The 18,729-nt window shown below is 39.2% G+C and carries 13 protein-coding genes and 2 pseudogenes; 2 read left to right on the top strand and 13 right to left on the bottom strand.

Annotated elements, in window-relative coordinates; genetic code table 11:
- Window positions 1-52 precede the first annotated feature (52 nt).
- The 4 genes and pseudogenes from FXN70_RS06180 to fruB form a co-directional block, all read right to left on the bottom strand.
- Window positions 53-1,759, bottom strand: coding sequence for a fructose-specific PTS transporter subunit EIIC (locus FXN70_RS06180; protein WP_324646680.1), 1,707 nt, complete (start codon window positions 1,757-1,759; stop codon window positions 53-55).
- Between the two features lie 4 nt (window positions 1,760-1,763).
- Window positions 1,764-2,699, bottom strand: coding sequence for a 1-phosphofructokinase (gene pfkB / locus FXN70_RS06175; RefSeq protein WP_324646594.1), 936 nt, complete (start codon window positions 2,697-2,699; stop codon window positions 1,764-1,766).
- Window positions 2,700-2,702: 3 nt separating this feature from the next.
- Window positions 2,703-4,376: pseudogene (gene ptsP / locus FXN70_RS11980) on the bottom strand (phosphoenolpyruvate--protein phosphotransferase); the annotation flags it as partial.
- A 42-nt stretch (window positions 4,377-4,418) separates the two neighbouring features.
- A pseudogene (gene fruB / locus FXN70_RS11975) lies at window positions 4,419-5,546 on the bottom strand (fused PTS fructose transporter subunit IIA/HPr protein); the annotation flags it as partial.
- A 375-nt stretch (window positions 5,547-5,921) separates the two neighbouring features.
- Here fruB and ybaK point away from each other — a divergent pair.
- Complete coding sequence (gene ybaK, locus FXN70_RS06165; RefSeq protein ID WP_324646592.1) at window positions 5,922-6,392, top strand: Cys-tRNA(Pro) deacylase; 471 nt, start codon at window positions 5,922-5,924, stop codon at window positions 6,390-6,392.
- A 40-nt stretch (window positions 6,393-6,432) separates the two neighbouring features.
- Here the strand turns inward: ybaK and FXN70_RS06160 are convergent, their stop codons facing one another.
- From FXN70_RS06160 to FXN70_RS06150, 3 genes are all read right to left on the bottom strand, one after another.
- Window positions 6,433-8,070: an inorganic phosphate transporter gene (locus FXN70_RS06160; protein WP_324646591.1), complete on the bottom strand. Its 1,638-nt coding sequence runs from the start codon at window positions 8,068-8,070 to the stop codon at window positions 6,433-6,435.
- Between the two features lie 339 nt (window positions 8,071-8,409).
- Window positions 8,410-9,174: an SDR family NAD(P)-dependent oxidoreductase gene (locus FXN70_RS06155; RefSeq protein WP_324646679.1), complete on the bottom strand. Its 765-nt coding sequence runs from the start codon at window positions 9,172-9,174 to the stop codon at window positions 8,410-8,412.
- 16 nt (window positions 9,175-9,190) lie between these two features.
- Entirely contained in the window at window positions 9,191-9,982 is a 792-nt protein-coding gene (locus FXN70_RS06150; RefSeq protein ID WP_324646590.1) for a TSUP family transporter, read from the bottom strand.
- A gap of 113 nt (window positions 9,983-10,095) precedes the next feature.
- Here FXN70_RS06150 and FXN70_RS06145 point away from each other — a divergent pair, with 113 nt between their 5' ends.
- The gene (locus FXN70_RS06145; RefSeq protein WP_324646589.1) at window positions 10,096-11,493 is read left to right on the top strand and encodes a PLP-dependent aminotransferase family protein; all 1,398 of its coding nucleotides are present in this window, start codon (window positions 10,096-10,098) and stop codon (window positions 11,491-11,493) included.
- A gap of 116 nt (window positions 11,494-11,609) precedes the next feature.
- Here FXN70_RS06145 and FXN70_RS06140 read toward each other — a convergent pair whose 3' ends face one another.
- From FXN70_RS06140 to FXN70_RS06115, 6 genes are all read right to left on the bottom strand, one after another.
- Window positions 11,610-12,035, bottom strand: coding sequence for a hypothetical protein (locus tag FXN70_RS06140; RefSeq protein WP_324646588.1), 426 nt, complete (start codon window positions 12,033-12,035; stop codon window positions 11,610-11,612).
- 15 nt (window positions 12,036-12,050) lie between these two features.
- Window positions 12,051-14,366 (bottom strand): fimbria/pilus outer membrane usher protein, encoded by a 2,316-nt coding sequence (locus FXN70_RS06135; protein WP_324646587.1) that lies wholly within the window; start codon window positions 14,364-14,366, stop codon window positions 12,051-12,053.
- A gap of 32 nt (window positions 14,367-14,398) precedes the next feature.
- Window positions 14,399-15,097 (bottom strand): molecular chaperone, encoded by a 699-nt coding sequence (locus FXN70_RS06130; protein ID WP_324646586.1) that lies wholly within the window; start codon window positions 15,095-15,097, stop codon window positions 14,399-14,401.
- A 78-nt stretch (window positions 15,098-15,175) separates the two neighbouring features.
- Window positions 15,176-15,688: a hypothetical protein gene (locus FXN70_RS06125; RefSeq protein WP_324646585.1), complete on the bottom strand. Its 513-nt coding sequence runs from the start codon at window positions 15,686-15,688 to the stop codon at window positions 15,176-15,178.
- A 443-nt stretch (window positions 15,689-16,131) separates the two neighbouring features.
- Window positions 16,132-18,063 carry an ATP-binding protein gene (locus tag FXN70_RS06120; RefSeq protein WP_324646584.1) on the bottom strand — a complete coding sequence of 644 codons (1,932 nt, stop codon included), beginning with the start codon at window positions 18,061-18,063 and terminating at the stop codon, window positions 16,132-16,134.
- Window positions 18,009-18,713, bottom strand: a complete 705-nt coding sequence (locus FXN70_RS06115) for a response regulator transcription factor (RefSeq protein ID WP_324646583.1) — start codon at window positions 18,711-18,713, stop codon at window positions 18,009-18,011. Before FXN70_RS06115 ends, FXN70_RS06120 begins: the two co-directional genes overlap by 55 nt.
- Window positions 18,714-18,729 lie beyond the last annotated feature (16 nt).

The raw sequence follows: 18,729 nt of genomic DNA, 5'->3' as shown, positions 1-18,729 counted from the left end.
AGATAAAAAAACTGAGCCTTAAGGCTCAGTTTTTTATTGCAGTCTTGAGCAATTAAACGGTAACTGCTTTTTCAGGTTGTATCATTTTTTGTTTAATGAGTGCATACGCTACGCCTGTAACGACACTACCAATCGCGATTGCGAGTAAATAGAGTCCAGCAGGGTGAATTGCACCTGGAATTAACAAGACAAAGATACCACCATGTGGTGCCATTAATTCACATTGGAATAATGCGACCAATGCACCTGTCAATGCGCCGCCTGCAATCGTACATGGAATTACACGAATTGGATCTTTGGCGGCAAAAGGAATAGCACCTTCTGAAATAAAGCATAAACCTAGAACAAAAGCAGCTTTACCTGCATCACGTTCAGTTTGCTCAAATTTAGCCTTAGCCAGTAGGGTTGCGATTGCCATACCAATTGGCGGAACCATGCCTGCGGCCATAGTAATGGCCATTGGCAAATAGGTATGTGTGGTTAATAGTCCAACAGTAAAGGCATAAGCAGCTTTGTTGATTGGGCCACCTAAATCGACACACATCATGCCACCAAGGATCATACCCATCAAAATTGCATTGGTTGTACCCATTTGATTTAAGAAGTGTTGCATCATCTCAAAAATATGGGCAACAGGCTGACCAACCACATAAATCATCAGTAAACCAATGATTAAACTACCCAATAATGGAATAATTAAAATGGGTTTAAGTGCTTCTAAACTGGTTGGAAGTTTTAATCTTTTGGCAATAAATAAGGCCAAATAGCCCGCTAAAAAGCCAGAGATAATTCCACCTAAGAAACCTGCTTGTAATTGGCTTGCCAGTACACCACCAATTAAGCCCGGTGCTAAGCCGGGACGATCGGCAATGGAGTAAGCAATATAGCCTGACAACATTGGAACCATCAGTAAGAAGGCAGCATCACCGACTTGCTTGAGTGCAGCAGCCAAAGTACCTGCTTCTTTAAAGGCTTCAATACCAAAACAGAAAGATAAAGCGATGAGCAAGCCACCTGCCACCACCATTGGCAGCATAAAGGATACACCTGTAAGTAGATGTTTATAGATGCCTGATTTTTCTTTCTTTTCGCTAGTATCAGCTGAGGCACTTTGTTTGCCTGAATCCAACACTTTGGCATCGGTCATTGCCGCTGCAAAGGCTTTCTCGGTTTGTTTTAAAGCAAAGCCTGTACCACAACGATATACTCGCTTACCAATAAAACGGTCAGTATTGACTTCAATATCGGTGGCTAAAATGACAATATCAGCTGCGGCAATAGCCTCGGCAGATAAAATATTTTTTGCCCCAACTGAACCTTGGGTTTCAACATCAATCTGATAACCAAGTTTGGCAGCGCCTTGTTGTAAGGCTTCGGCTGCCATAAAGGTATGCGCCACGCCCGTTGGGCACGCGGTAATCGCCACAAAACGTGTTGCCGTACTGCTTGCTGCTGCGATTGTTGCATCTTGCGCTTGGCTTAAAGCATGTTGAAGGGTGTGCTCAATGTCGTCATTGGCCTGTTCAAGTCCAATCACTGCAACTTTTTGCTGATCGCTCAGTTTAAGGCTTGCAAGGGCTTGCCCAACTACAATCACCAAGTTGGCATTGGTATTTTCAACTGCATCAGCCGATGCAGCAAGTGTCGCGTTATAACCCAAAACAGACGCAGCTTGTGTTAGCTTTCTCGCCAAAATCAATGCATTGACAGCTTGTTCAGGGTGATGTGGGACAAATAAAATGTTCTGGTTCTCTGACATCATATTAACTCAATGAATTGATGACGATTTGTTGCTTCAAAGCATCAATTACGTCTAAATTGGGTACATGGAAGCCAATTTGAGTGACGGCATGGCTCGCAATGGCGGTGGCAGTAGTGAGCGTTTCTTCAGCACTAGTTTGGTTGACCAAACCATGAATCATACCTGCAACCAATGAGTCGCCCGCCCCAACGGTGCTTTGTACAGTGACGCGTGGCGCAGAAGCATGTAAAGGATGCTGTGGATGCAACCAGTTCACGCCATGTTCACCCATCGATACCACAATATGTTCAATCTGCATATTGGGTAAATCTTTAAACAATTGTTGTTGCTGTTCAACAGTGTCGGCAGCACAGTGATAGGTTTCGGTAAGCTCATCGGTATTGGGTTTAATCAACCACGGATTCGCTGCAATGGCCGCCTCTAAAGCTGCACCACTGGTGTCAACCGCAACTTTCTTACCTTGTTGTTGTAACCATTCAATCAATTGTTGCAATTCTTGTGCACTAAAGCCTTGCGGCAAGCTGCCTGCAACGACAATCACTTCGACTTGGTCGAGTAACTGGGTGAGTTGGGTGTTTAACTGCTGTTTTGCTGCTGCATCGACCCAAAAACCTTTGCCGTTAATGTCAGTCATGCGACCAGATTGTTCAGCAATTTTAATGTTTTGACGGGTTTCACCTGCAACATAAACAAATTGATTGTCAAATTGTTGGGTTTGAAAATGTTGTTCGAACACTTGACGGTTATCTTGACCTAAAAAGCCACTCACAATCAGCTCGTGACCTAAGTCTTTGAGGACTTGAGCCACATTTAAGCCTTTACCCGCAGCATGACTTTGTGCAGTTTGCTGGCGATTGACTTCGCCGACACGTAAGTTGTCTAACTGCACGGTAATATCAATGGCAGGGTTAAGGGTAATGGTTAAAATTTTCGCCATGACTTATTCCACCAAATCGCGTACAGCCATTGCGCTTTCACAGCGTAAGGCGTGTTGGGCCAATTGTTGGCAATGGGCATAATTTAAGGTACGAATTTGTGCTTTCACCAATGGAATACTCGCGCTCGACATACTCAGTTCATCGACACCCAAGCCAAGTAATACAGGTACTGCTTTAGGGTCTGCTGCCAACTCACCACAAACACCGACCCATTTGCCGTATTGATGTGCTGAACGTACCGCTTGATCAATGAGTAATAATACACTTGGATGCAAGCCATCAGCTTCGGCAGAAAGCAGTGGATGACCACGGTCAATTGCCATGGTGTATTGGGTTAAGTCATTGGTTCCAATACTAAAGAAGTCAACTTCTTGGGCTAAAATTGGTGCTAATAATGCCGCAGCAGGGACTTCAATCATTACCCCAACTTGTAAGTTGTCGCAAGGATATTCAGCACGAACTTCGTCTAAAATGGCCTTTGCTGCACGCCATTCTTCGACACGTCCAATCATTGGGAACATAATTCGGAGTGGGCGATTATCGGCAGCTTTTAATAAAGCAGCCAATTGTTGGCGTAACAATTCAGGTTTACGTAAAGTTAGGCGAATACCACGCACGCCAAGGAATGGGTTTTCTTCATGTGCAAGTGGTAAGTAAGGCAATGGTTTGTCGCCACCCACGTCTAAGGTACGTACCACCAGTGGACGACCAGCTAAAGCATCTAAGACGACACGGTAATCAGCTTCTTGAGCTGCTTCACTCGGTGCGCTGTTATGCGACATAAACACCAATTCGGTACGCAATAAACCAATCGCTTCGGCACCGTATTTTACCGCTTGCGCTGTAGATTGGACTTTACCAATATTGGCTGCAATTTCAACGTGATGCTGATCGAGCGTGACCGCAGCATCTAAACAATGTTGTTCAGCTTCTATGCGTAATTGTTGTTGTCTAGCCCGTTCAGCAATCGCGTGGTCAATTAAGCTTTGTTCAGGCTCAATCACAAATTCGCCATTGTCGCCGTTAATCAATACAGTAGTGTTGTTGTCAATTTTGAGGACATCTGCACCTGCACCGACCACCGCAGGAATACCTAAAGCACGTGCCACAATAGCACTATGCGCACTTGCACCGCCTACTGCTGTTAGAATTCCTGCAACACGGTCTTTATTTAAACGTGCGACATCGCTTGGGCCGACATCGTGCATGATTAAAATGTACGGCTGTTCAGGCTCAGAAATTTCAGGTGCATCACATAATACTGCTAGAACACGTTCTCCAATGTCACGTAAATCGGCAGCACGTTCGGCAAGTAAGCGATCTTTTAAGGCTTCTTGGGCTTTAGCCGCAGCTTCAATATAGTCATGCCATGCCGCAGCCGCAGATAAGTTTTGCTTTAAGCCTCGTTTTACATTTTGGATTAAATCTGGGTCGTCCAGCATTTCTAAATGTGCCAAGAAAATTTGCTTAATCGCACTAGACGGGGTTTGGGCAATAAATTGACGAATGCTGTTTTTGACTTGGCGAATGGCAATGTCAAGGCGTTCAGTTTCTTGTTTTAAGCTATGACCAAAACGGTCGTACTGGAATTGACGTGGTTTAATCACGTGTGCAGGGCCAAAAGCTAAACCTGCTGATGCTGCAATTCCTTTGCTGCCGTCATTTGGCTGTTCAAAGGTCAGCACTTCAGGGGCTTGTGTAATCGGTGCTGCAAACTCATCAATCGGTTCAACTTCTTCGCCTAAACCTGCTTTAACCGCTTCAATCACAGCATCTAAGCCTGCAACTGCATCGGTTTCTGGTTCAGCAATAAACGTGAGCGTTTGACCACGGCGACAACCAATTGACAATAATTTAGTTAAGCTTTTTGCCGAAACAAATGCACCATCATCGGCGGCAACTTGAATTTCACCTTGGAAATTTTTAGTGATATTCACCAATTGAGTTGCAGGTCGGGCATGTAAGCCATGGGCATTGGCTAAAATAATTTTGCGCGCTGGCCAGTCAGGAATCACCTCAGCACCAATCAGCTGTGCAATTTGGTGGCTGTTTTGTTCGTGGTGAATTTTACTGAGCTGTGCAGGATCGAACAAAATATCCATTAGACGATTGAACTGTGGCATGTCTAACTGATCGTTGCTGGCAACGCAAAGTAAGCTGCTCAATTCTTTATCTTGATGGCGAATTGGTTGTTCCGATTTAATAATGCTTACCGCAGGGCTTAATACATGTTGATTGGCGGTGATTGACCAAATGCCTTCACCTAAGTGAATCATCTGTTTTGGATTTAATGCTGATAAGAAACCGCATTCAACCAATTTTTGTTGTTTAAGCAATTGTGTGCCGTGCCAGATTAAGTCTTCAACGTCTTCTGCTGCAACTTGGGTGGCAATTAAGTTTTCATGTAGCGCAAGTGACGGCGGCTGTGCATGTAATAACTCAATAATTTGTTCGGCAGATTGGGCATTTTTGACTTGTTCTGAAACATCGTCAATTAAAGCACGGGTTAAAATCTGTAACACTTGTAAATGTTCATCTGACTTAGCGGCAATCACCACAGCCAAATAAATTTTATTTTCTCCATCCCAGACCACACCTTCAGGGAAATGCGCCAAACGCACACCTGTTTTTAAAATGTATTGGCGAGATTGAGGCGTACCATGTGGAATCGCAATTCCTTGACCTAAATAGGTAGCACTTTGCTGTTCACGAGCGGTTAAACCTTGTAGATATTCAGGTGTGACCAGTTGATCTTCAACCAAAATATTCACTAGACATTGCAACGCCTGTGCTTTATCTACAGCATGTTGATTCATGCGAACATGTTGTATATCTAGCGCGATCATAAAAATTCCTTGAAAAACATCATAATTTGAATTGAGGCGGTGCCTTTCTGGAGAAAAATAAAAGCCGAATTTTACTCGGATTTGTCTCGAAAATCAGTCTTTTTTTAGTCATCCTTGGGCTTTTTTGTGAAGATATTAAATTGTGTCCATCCGTGTTATGTAGATCCAAATTAAAACAATGACTTCTTGTCTTTGTTCGATTTATTTCTTTTTATAGTTCAATAAAAAGAAGTGATTAGGCAATATACAACAGGTTCCATCTGGTTTAAATGAAAATGGTTTAAAATGAATCACATTTTTATCTTAGCGTAGAATATTATCCTTGTATCACCACAAATATTTTATTATTTAAAAAATTGTAAAAGGGAAACGTAAATGACTCCTGCATGTCGATTATTAAAAGCTAAAAAAATTGAGTTTAGCGTGCATGAATATGAGCATGATCCACAAGCCAAAAGCTTTGGCTTAGAAGCCGCAGAGAAGCTCAATTTAGCGGTGCATGAGGTGTTTAAAACCTTACTGGTAACCGATGATAAACAGCACTATGTTGCGATTTTACCAGTGCAGCATCACTTAAATTTAAAGAAAGTTGCCACTGCATTTGGCTGTAAAAAATTGCACATGGCCGACCCAAAAAATGCCGAACGTTTAACGGGTTACTTGGTGGGTGGTATTAGCCCACTTGGGCAAAAAAAGCGGTTAAAAACCGTGGTCGATGCCAGTGCAGAAGCATTGGCAAAAATATATGTCAGTGGTGGGAAACGTGGCTTAGATATTGGCTTAAAACCGCAAGATTTGGCGCAAATTTTAGAAGCGAAATTTATAGATGTGTTAGATGACGCATAAAAAAAGGGATCGAAATGATCCCTTAATACATCAATAACGGTTAAACAAATTTTAAGAACAACCAATATAGACTCGCCGAAATCAGCATAGCACAAGGCAAGGTTAAGACCCAAGCCATTAAAATACTTTTCACGGTTGACCATTGTAAGCCTGATTTGTTGGCTGTCATAGTCCCTGCAACGGCGCTGTTTAAAACATGCGTAGTGCTAACAGGTAAGCCAAATTTATCTGCGGCAATAATAGTTCCCATGGCTACTAATTCGGCAGACATGCCTTGACCATAGGTTAAATGGGTTTTACCAATGCGTTCGCCCACAGTCACAACAATCCGTTTCCAACCCACCATTGTTCCTAAGCCAAGCGCCAAAGCAACGGCAACTTTAACCCATGTTGGAATATATTGGGTTGCTTGATCGAGGTTGCCACGGTAGTCTGAAATAGTCGCTTTTTGTGCTGCATTGAATTGGTCTAAATGATGACCTTTGTCGAGTTGTTTCAAGCTGGTACTGCTTAAATACATGTCATTACGTAAGTTAATGCTGGCTTGTTCTGGGACTTTAGCAATGCTGCCATAACTTGCCACTGCTTCACCAATATGATTCGACAATGCTGCAACCGCAGGAATCACCTCTGGCGTATTTTGATGGTTTTGAATGAATTGTGTCAGTACCGTACGGGCTTTTGACTCTGGCATTGTATCAGGATGAATCGTCAAAATATGCGCTGATTTTTCTGATAATGCCGCGAAAGATTCGACTTGATTGGCATCCATGGTTTTATTGAGTGAATAAGCCAATGGGATAATGCCAATTAAAATGAGCATAATTAAGCCCATACCTTTTTGCCCATCGTTAGAGCCATGCGCGAAGCTAACACCGGTACAGGTTAAGATGAGTAAAGTACGGACTAAAAATGAAGGTGGTGCAGTGCCTTTAGGTGCTTCAAAGACTTCGCTGTTACGTTTTTTAAGCACCAATTTCAATAAAATAAAGGCAACCGCAGCTAAACCAAAGCCAATTAAAGGTGAGAAAAATAACGCTTTCGCCACTTTCATCACTTGTTCTAAGTCAATTCCACTTACACCATTGCCTGCCGAATGGAGTAACTGATTCATCAGTCCTACACCTAAAATAGAACCGATCATACTATGTGAACTAGATGCGGGTATGCCAAAGAACCATGTACCCAAATTCCAAATAATTGCAGCAATGAGCAGGGCAAATACCATAGCAAAGCCTGCACCGCTGTTCACATGTAAAATCAGCTCGACAGGAAGTAAGGCAATAATGCCGTAAGCGACAGCACCACTAGCAGTCAGTACCCCTAAAAAATTAAAAAAGCCTGACCACATCACCGCAACTGGTGCAGGCATAGCGTTGGTATAAATGACGGTCGCAACTGCATTGGCTGTGTCGTGAAAACCATTTACAAATTCAAAACTTAGGGCAATGACCAATGCAAGCCCAAGCATCATAAATGAAAATGCACTCAGTGGTGGTACGTGTGATAAGTCAAATTTGAGTTGCATACCAATATATATCAATGCGCCAAGAACAATAGTTGTAAAAATATATTTGAACCATGTTGGGCTTGGTGCATGGACATTAGTGCTATTTTTGATCGGAGTATATTGGGGAATGGGTGCAGAAGTTGAAACAGCCGAGGCCTGATGATTCATGCGATTGCTGATGTAGTTAAATGAAAGTGGCTAAATACTGAAACTTTAATATGACAGTCCGATGACACTGTCTAATAAAAAATAGGGCTTATATGTGAATTGTTTCTGGTTTTAATCTAATTTTGTTGATGTATTTGGGTGCTAACGGTATTTAAATTGTCATCTTTTTATCATGAAATTGACATATGCATGATGTTTTAGGGAGGAATATGAAACCTTATTTACACCACAACTTTGGCGACATTTTAGCTGTAAAAGTGAGGTTTTTTGTTTTAAGAACACAAAGCAAATAAGGTGGTGCTCACCTCATTTGCTTAGAAAGACATGGAAAGTGTGATATTAGTGAGATGCTGTTGGCGTCACTTTTAATGGGTTAAACGACTGTGACGTTGGCATCAATTCAATTCGATTAATATTGACATGCGCAGGTTGTGACACAATCCACGCCACCGTATTGGCAATGTCCTCAGGTAACAAAGGTGCAGTGTTTTGATATAACTGCTGTGCTTTGTCGGCATTGCCATGAAAACGCACCACTGAAAATTCAGTACCGCCACAAAGCCCCGGCTCAATATTGGTGACACGCACGCCTGTGCCCGCCAAATCTGCACGCAAATTTAAACTAAACTGTGCCACAAAGGCTTTGGTTGCACCATATACATTCCCACCTGGATACGGATAAGTACCTGCGATTGAACCTAAATTAATGATGATGCCAGTTTTCTTTTCGACCATATGTGGCAAGACCAAACGGCTCATGTTCATTAGCCCTTTAATATTGGTGTCGAGCATGGTTTGCCATTCGTCCAAATTGGCTGTGTCGGCAGCATCAAGCCCTAAAGCAAGCCCTGCATTGTTCACCAACACTGAAACATGACTTAAGCTAAATTCAGGCGGCAGTGTGTTTAAGGCTGTTGCTAATTGTTGATGTGATGCTGTGACATCTAAGCATAGCGGGAAAAATGCTGTACCAAGTTCTGCTTGCATCTGCTGTAATTTATCTAAGCGCCGTGCGGCACCAATCACACGATAACCTTGTTGAATCAATGCTTGGCTAATCGCATAGCCAAATCCTGAAGATGCACCTGTAACCAAAGCCAACATAGCGGTTCCTTTTGATTTATAAGACATGAAAAATCAGACTCATCATGAGCAATCCAACACTCATAATTAACACCTTCTGTACAATACGACCATTACTTGTAATGGTGTGTTGGCTACCAAAATGGTTGCCAATAATATTGGCGGCAATCATGGGTAGGCTAATTAAAAACAATAATTTACCTGCCATCACAAATGCAATGAGTGCGCCAAAGTTAGAACAGAAATTAAATATTTTTGCCGTTGCTGAGGCGTTTAATAGGGTAAATTTATTAATTAAAAACAGGGCAATAATAAATAAGCTACCAGTACCTGGGCCAAAAAAACCATCGTAAAAACCAACGCTTACACACACAAGGCTGAGCAGCAATTTAGAGCTTGCAAACTCACCATTCACTCGGTCATTACTTTGGCTGAGTAAACGGCTTTTACAGAGTGTGATGATTAAACCAATCGGTAATAAGCAAATGACTAAAAGGGTCATGATGGTGCTGGGTAAAATTAAAATACATTTTGCACCTAAATATGCCCCAATCAGTGCCATAACTACGCCAAGTGGTACGACTTGCCAAATAATGGCGCGGCTACGCATGAAATTGCGAATGGCGGCTAAAGTTCCGACCATACTGACCAATTTTTCTTGTCCTAATGCGACTTGCGTCGGCACACCTGCCATCATCATGGCAGGAATAAGCAGTAAGCCTGCACCACCTGCAACTGCATCAATATAGCCTGCAATCAGTGCAGCAAAACACAGCAGTAGCACACCCCATAAAAAATGTTGTTCAAGAAGGCTTTGTGCAATAAACACCACAGTCATCCGATAAAAAGTGATTCATCTTTATGCCATGCCTGAACTGGCAAAAGTAGTAACAGCAGACTAGAATGCAATGAAACTGTTTGGGTCACAAAAGATCAACTGTTATGGTCAAGGCATATCAAGCAACAAAGATTCAGCAGGTCATGGATGATATTCTGACCCGTATTGCAACACGTCAGTTATTGGTTGGTAGTAAATTGCCTTCTTTACGTAAATTGGCGCAAAGTTTGGGCGTTTCAGTTTCTACTGTATTAGAAGCCTATGAGCGTTTAATTGCCGATCATCAAATTGAAGTGCGTCGTGGCTCGGGGTATTTTGTTTTAAATCAAAAAGATGATATGGGAATTGACTTGCCCAAAACCCAAGCTGAAATGGCAACACATCCATTTTGGGTTGCACATCAAGCCTTAATTGCCCACGATGCTAAATATACGCCCGGTTGTGGTTGGTTACCTGCAAGTTGGATGCCTGAAAGTTTGGTACGGAAGTCGTTGCGGGTTGCTTTGCAAGCCAAGCCTGAAGATTTATTAAGTTATAGTCCTGTGCTTGGATTTGAGCCTTTACGTGATTTAATTAGTCAACGTATTCAATATTATGGGGTTAATCTACATCCCGATCAGATTTTGTTGACCGAAAATGGCACACATGCGCTCGATTTAATTTGTCGAACATGGTTAAAGCCGGGTGATGTGGTGCTAGTCGATGACCCTTGTTATTTTAACTTTTTCACTTTGTTAGAGTTGTTGCAAGTACGGGTCATTGCGATTCCATTGACTCCAAATGGCCCCGACTTACCTGCTTTTTTAGAAGCGATGCAAGCGTCACCAAAGTTATATATCACCAATTCTGGCCCACATAATCCAACAGGTGCAAGCTTAAATATTGCCGTGGCGTATCAAGTTTTGAAAATGGCAGAGCAGGGCAATATGCTGATTGTTGAAGACGATGTTTATGCCGATTTTGAAAGTATCCCTGCGCCACGCTATGCAGCATTGTCTAATTTTGAACGCGTGATTCAAGTCAGTAGTTTTTCTAAGTCTTTGTCTGCGGCTTTTCGCTGTGGCTATATTGCGGCAAAATCGGAATATATTGATTTATTGGTGAAAGTAAAGATTGCGACCAGTTTTAGCTGTAATCAACTAAATAGTTTATTGGTCTATCACACCTTAAAAAATGCGCAGTATCGGCGACACATGGATAGTGTGCATCAGCGGTTGAATGAAACACGGCGTTTTGTGGTTGCACGTTTAGAAGCTTTGGACATTGTAGTGTGGACGATTCCTAAAGCAGGAATGTTTTTGTGGTGTCAGTTACCTGAAGGGATTATTGCCGAAGATTTAGTGCGGATATGCAAACAAGATCGCGTGATTTTGGCGGCAGGTACTAATTTTAGCCATACTCAAACTGCCCAAAAATTTATGCGTTTTAATATTGCACAATGTACCGATCAAGCCTTTTTTGATTTACTTGAGAAAGGTTTAAGGCAATTACAGAATAAGTAAAGTTGGGCTTTACGCGTTTAAATTATCATGCCGATATTACATAAACTTTTTCTAACGTTGGATGTCGAGATATTATTTTGATCAATTAAAGTGCAATTTAACTGACCTGATTTAATTTAAAAAACAATCGAGACACGCAGTTGATCTTCATATTCGCCCGCAGCTTGGAAGGCATTTGGGCGTTCATTCAGCATGACACGGACAATAAACTTTTGTTTTTCATAATTGATTGGTGAAATTGGTGTTCTCCAAAGATTTCTTGTTGCACCGTCAATCGTCATTTTAGTATGAATTTGATGACCTTGACGATCGATCAGACGACTAGCGCCATTTATATTATTTAAATTCTTTGCATCAAAAATAATATTATATTTTTGAGCACACTGTATTTCTAACGCTGTAGCCGTAGCGTTGCCATTATTATATTTTAAATAAAGTTGATTCAGACTGACACTGCTAATACCACAGCTTGGCATTGCATTGACGGTTTGGTTCGGAAAAATCACCATTGCGAGCAAAATACCAAAAAAATATCTGTTCATGGTCTTATCCTCATATTATTGACAAATCAGGTCGAGAACCTGATCTTCTTTGATTTGATCGGAAACAGTCAGTTGTGTACGACACTGATTGGGCGAGCTTGAAAAAATATCGAGCTGATACTGCCCTGGAATTAAGCTATATAGTGTCGCTGTGCCGTCAGAACCAATTGGATATATATCTTTTTCAGGATTATTGATATGAAGTTCTGAGCCTTTGGCAAAAGGTTTGTGATCTGTTGTTAATGGGCGAACTGTAATATTTTGGGCATGATAAATTGGATAATTAATCACATAGCCACGCTGGTTTAGCCCTGTTAATACATAACTTGAAGACAGAATTTTATCGTCTACAGGTAATTGGTCTTGGTTCAAATTAATTTCTGAAGGGACATAAGGAATAATATTGTGGATAAATGCGTAACCATTTTTATTGGTTTTATTGACCAAAGAATTTGTTAAATACAAATCAATATTTGGATATTGGTCAACTTTCACTAAAGCGAAAGCATTGTTAACCGATTTAGTAAAGGCAAATTGATTGGCGAGCCATACCATCGAGCCACTAAAGTTAAGTTGTGCTTGATTGCCGCTATGGGTTTTATAATATTGAAAGTCTAAGTCACCGACATTGGTTTTATAACGACCATCGAAGCTATAAACATTTTGATTGTTTCTACGATTAACCCCAACACTATAATCTAAACCTGTTTGCTGATTAGAATATTGAGCAAATTGTAGGTTAGATTCGTTATTGGTTGATTGTGCTGCATGAATGGCTTTGTTTTGGTCAAAACGATAGGTTAGTGCGAGAACTGCACCAGAATTTTTCGTTGCACCGAAGGCATTAAAATAATTAACCTGAAGGTCTAGTTTTGGGGTGACTCGACGTGTAAATCCAAGGGTAAAAACTTTATTATCCTGATTACGAGAGCTTGGATTGTTCGAAGTATAATAACGCTGCTCAGCATAATTTAGATTAATATTATCAAGCCAAGGAATTTTGCTAAAACTGAGATAAACTAAATTTTCAAATTTAATCGGCGCAAAACTATCGGTTAGTTCATCTCCAATAAATTTATAATTGCGTTCTTGGTAACGACTGCTTAATCCTAAACTAACTCGTTTAAATTCTTTGCTCGTTGAAAATCCATAGGCCGAGCTAAGGTGGCTTTTTTTGTCATAAGAACTCATGGCCAATAAATCGACGACAACACTATGGGCCACTGCTTGAGTCCACATTATGCCTAGGTTTTGAATGTCTTGTGAGTAAGCGGCATTAAAACCTAAAGATATATTTTGACTAATTCCTCGGCGAAAAAAGCCACTGGTGAAAAAATTACGGTAATCACTGCTATCTAAATTATAGTTGTAACGCAGTTTACCCAGTGAAATATTGTAGTCATTTAACCCCGGTCTTAATAACTGATTGCTAAGCAGTACTGGAAAAGACTGCACACTACGATTGCCTAAAATATCTTCAACAACAATTTGTGCATTGCCTGTTTGTTGTAAATTAGCACCGACTTGTAAGTTATAGTCACCCGGCGTCACTTGTTGTTGGTAGACGCTAACGCCATTAATATAGAGGTCAACCGTTGATGGAACTTTGGCGCTGCCTTGTAAACTTGGTACATTCCAATAAACAAAGCCTGGGCGAGATTGATAATTGGTTCCCCAACTAATGCCACCAAAGCGTAATGAGTTGATTAATGGATTATAAGGTGTGGTTGCATCACCAATGACTAAGTTGGTGAGTTTTTCTGGAAAATCAAATTGTAATGTTGTGTTGACGCGTACAGTTTTGTTTAAATCTGCTTCATTATAGTAAGCAAAAGTATTATTAAATAACCAATAATCTTTAAACAAGCCCAATTGAATGAGTGTGTTATAACTTTGATTGGTGTTTTGATTGTTATCTTGATAATTATAAAATAATTCATAATTAATAAAGCCACCAAAATTTGCAGGCGTGACTTTTTGTTGGGTATCACTTGCATTTTGATGTTTAAAAAGATTGGTGGCAATATCGACTTTTAAAGATTGGCTAGATTCATCGAATTGTGCCGTAATGTCTTTTTGTTCGTTAGATACTGCACAGAAATGAGCATTACTTGCTGAACGATCTAGTTTGCTAAGATCGACATCACGGTCAGCTAAGATTTGGCAATCAATATAGTAGCGGTCATTTTGTTTCAAAACGACAATGTCTTGATTCATGTTTAATTGATTAATCCAGATGCTTGCGAGAATCTCTTCAGAAGGGATTTCTGCATAAATTTTGGTCGCAATACAGGTCTGAATAAGTAAGCATAACATGGTTTTTTTATTCATCTGAATGCTCCCCCAAACGCATACTTGGGACTTTATGGATTAAACTTTAAAATTTGTTGTTCTGGGCTTTTATCAGTCTGTAACGCAATACTGTACTGTTGAGTATTATTCAATGGCATATTGATTGGATAAGCGCCTGTTTTATTGGCTAAAATGTATTTCATTTCTTTATTTTCATAGACAACTTTTTTATTGACATCTAGGAGCTGTAAATGACTGATTTGCACATGAGATTGAGCTAAGTTTTTAATTTCAATTGTATTATTTTTAAATTGGGTATCTAACTTCAACCCATCTTGAGCACCGACAAATACAGGCATATTAAAATTTAATAAAAAACCAACTTTTGCTCCAGGGCTTGCTTCTTGTGGAAGTTCATTCAGAATTAAACGCCAAGTCCCTTCTTGACCTTTAGGGACAATTGAATCAATTGGTTGCTTAAAACCAATGCGTAGCGCTTGTTTACCTTGCGCTTGAATAATAAAACTTTTCGGATTAATGATGATACTTGGATCCTCTGTGAGTACATTTTCCCCTTTTTCATCTTGTGTCCATTTATAGATATGTGCCTCAAAAATACGTTTTTGATCGGTATCAGTTGAGGTAATTGACAGGGTTGTGCTGCGTTGACGGGCTGTATCTTGGATATACAGTTGTACAGGTTCTAAAGCAATACCGGCATAAGATGATGTTGCTGATAAAAATAGGCAAGATAAAAGTAATTTTTTCATAAGTTTCACCATCGATATCACTTTGATTTAAAAGAAAAATGCTAATTAATCGAAATTAATTAGCATGGATGAGCTAGATTAGTAACTAACGTTAACTTTATAGGTATCTGTATATGTACCAGCAAGTTGAGTTGCAGATACCGCATTATTTGCGACAGTGACCGTATATTTGTCAGAAGAAGAGCCAACCATGTTGGTGTTGCCCCATGCTAGTAATCCCTTTGGGCCACTTGTGGTGATGGTTGTACTAATGGTTTTTGATGGATCTGTATTGTGTTTTACAAAGGTACTACTTTTAGTTCCTGCATTTGCTGTACTAATATTTAAAATATAAGGTGTATTTGTTGTCACGGTATAGTCTTTTGAAACTGATCCACCAGTTGATTTAAGGTCGATAGCACCACCACCAGTGACTTCACATTTTTTATCTACGACCAGTTTAATTGGAATTTCTAAACTACAACCTTCCGTTGTTGTACAGCCACTCCAACTAAATTTAGCAAGATCAGCACTGACATCATCTGCAAATGCTGTTGTTATACCAGAACCGAGTACCAGTGCAGTAAATACACATTGAGTGAATAATTTCATTGTCTCTCTCCATTTCATTTATAATTTCCGAATTAGTACTGAGCATTCCTGCTTTAATTAACTAACCCAGTAGTATTAAGTTAACAGCCGAATGAGTGTTTAAAAATCACTGAAATTGGTTATTTTTAATATGTTTTATGTGAAATTTTGTTTTCTAAACTATTGTTTTAAATGTAAAATTTTTAACTTTAGGTTTTTTTAATATTTTATTCAATACCTGAAACTGGTGATTTTAAAGTCGGTTTTTATAAATGTATCCTGCACTAGAGTCCTCATAAATTATATTAAAGGCCTTGCCGATTTGAATTTAATAATCGCTTAAAGCTAGAGCTATTAAGATTTTATAAAGTTAATTTATAATCGTTAAATTTTATTCTGAAATTAAAGGTGATAAGTTACGTGTAAGTTGTTTTAAAATAAATTAAAAAAATGATTCCCTTAATTTAGGATGTTTTAGGTAAGGTTACCAAAATTCTGGTTTGACCATGTCGCGATAAAATATTTAAGTTTCCACCTAAACGTTGCACGCGAATCTGCATACTATGTAATCCTACATGTAAGCCTTGTTGTACTTGTTGAGGATCAAAGCCAATACCATTATCTTCAATGATTAAACATAATTGTGCATCATCTTGTGTGAGTGAAATTTCAACATTATTCGCTTGGCTGTGCTTAAGCACATTCGTCAGCATCTCCTCCAAAATTCGACTCAGGGTAATACATTGTAAAGAGGTTGGTGTAGTCTGCCAAAATTGAGGAATATTCCATGTAGATTGAAGTTCAATCTCTTCAAATAATTCTACAAATCTTCGACGTATTGATGCTGCCCAAAGCGTTGGAGTATTTGGTACTTCAGCACCTATGCTAGAACCACTGTCGATGACTTGGCGTAAGTCACTGCGTAATAATTTTAAGATTGATAAAAAATGAGATTTATCAATATGATGACTTTTATCTACTAAAATCATCGATCGAACGAGAGATCCACCTAAGCCATCATGTAAATCATGTGCAAGATTTAATCGCTCCTGCAAGCGTATATTTTCAAGTTCAAGTAAATGTTTTTTTGCTAAGGATTGGTTTAAATCGGTAGTGACCTGCTCTACTGTTTGGGCGAGTGTCTTATTAAACTCTTGAATTTTATTTACATCATGTGCAATACGCCAAGCGATGATGACTGAAATTGCTAAGGTCATTAATGGTGCAGCAAAGGGGGTAATATAAGGTTGATCCATATTTTTCGTAAAAAACAGATATGAATCATTGCATGAAATTAGAATAAAGCATAATAAAACTAATGCTAATATACGTGTATCCATTCTTTCACTTTTATATATGAACCATTGGTATGCAAGACAAGAAATTATAAATAGAATAAGGCAAAATAAAAATAAAAATAAAAGTATGAGTCCTAAATATTGAATAGGAATAATTATTAATCCTAAGATTCCTAAAATAGAAATTGAAAGAATAATACCTTCAAATAAATTATTTTTCTTTCCTGCAAATCGCCAAATGAATAAGTTAAATGAAAGAACATATCCAATTAAAAAAATAATATTAGCTTTGGCAATTTGTAAACTGTCTGTAAAAGGATAGGTTTCTGTATTTAATATATTAATAATAAAGAGTCCCCAGAATAAGGAGGTTAGTGCATACCAACCGTAAGCAGACTCTTTTTTTCGCATTAACCAAATAAAGAAAACAATAAACCCGAGTGTTAAAGACATGATTAAATTAATAAAATATAAAGTACGATGTTCAAATAAATATTCATTATTTTTTTTAATAATAGAACTTAAGTTGCCAATATAGGTTTTTCCTAAACCAGGATTTTGAGTACTAACACCAATTACCTTAATAAAAAAAGTATTTTCCCCTTCAAGAATATCGGATGAAGACAGTGGCCAATAGCGTGGCATATTCCAACTGCGACTGAGAGGCTCTACTAAATTTTGATCACGCCAAATTAAATTTTGATTTAAGTAAACTTCACCTGCCATATTGATGCTTTCAATATTTAAAGCAAGTGGCTCATTGTGTGAGTCAGAGCAGTATTTTGACCAAATAATTCTATACCACACTACGCCAGAATAGTGTCGCCAACGCTTTTCCCAATAGTCTGGCAAGCTAACTGGCGTCCAGTTTTTAGAAGATGCAATGCTGCTTAATTGCTGCTTAGCAGAGGCCTGAATAGCATCTATTTTTTTTATTTTAATTTCACAGTTAAACTCCTGAGGAGTAAGAACTAAATGACTAAAATTAGAAGCATAAACTTGAGAAAAACTTCCCCAAAAAATAATAAAAAAACCATATTTTTTTAGTCGAGTAAACCAAGTGATTTTGCAGCACCAACGGCTTTGATTCGTGTACATACCGAAAGTTTCCGATAAATATGTTTAATATGGGACTCAACTGTATTTCGAGAAATGTTTAATTGATCTGCAATTTCTTTATTGCTTAAACCTTGTGCAACTAAGAATAAAATTTGGTGTTCTCTTTTAGAAAGCACCGATTCAATTTGCTGCTCTGATTCATTTTTAGATGGATTTAAATTTGGATTGGGAAGTTTATTAAGAATTTTTTGGGCAATAAACGGGTCAATTGGTGCACCACCACGAAGAACACTACGAATAGAAAGTGTAATTTCGAGATCATCACGTTCTTTGAGTACATAACCTGTTGCACCAGTGATGAGTGCTTCTAAAATCATATCTTCTGTACTCCAGGCTGAAATAACCAAAATTGGAATGCAGGGGTCATAATTTTTAAGATGTTGGATAAAAGAGATACCACTACCATCGGGTAAGCCAAGATCAACCAATGCAAAAGAGGTCGAGTGTTTCTCAAGCTGCGTTCGTGCTTGAGTCAGTGTTTGTGCAAAAATAATATTTTCTTGAGAATATCCGATATTCAGTAAGATCCGTTCTAAGCGTTTTTGAATCAATGGTTCATCTTCAAGGACTAAAATAGGCACGGGTAAGACAAAATCAGAGTTTGGCATTAAGACACTCAAAGTATTCATATATTTAATCCTATTT

Origin of the sequence: Acinetobacter sp. MD2 (assembly GCF_035615575.1) — a bacterium.
In the GTDB taxonomy this organism is placed as follows: domain Bacteria; phylum Pseudomonadota; class Gammaproteobacteria; order Pseudomonadales; family Moraxellaceae; genus Acinetobacter.
This window is presented reverse-complemented; position numbering and strand designations above follow the sequence as displayed.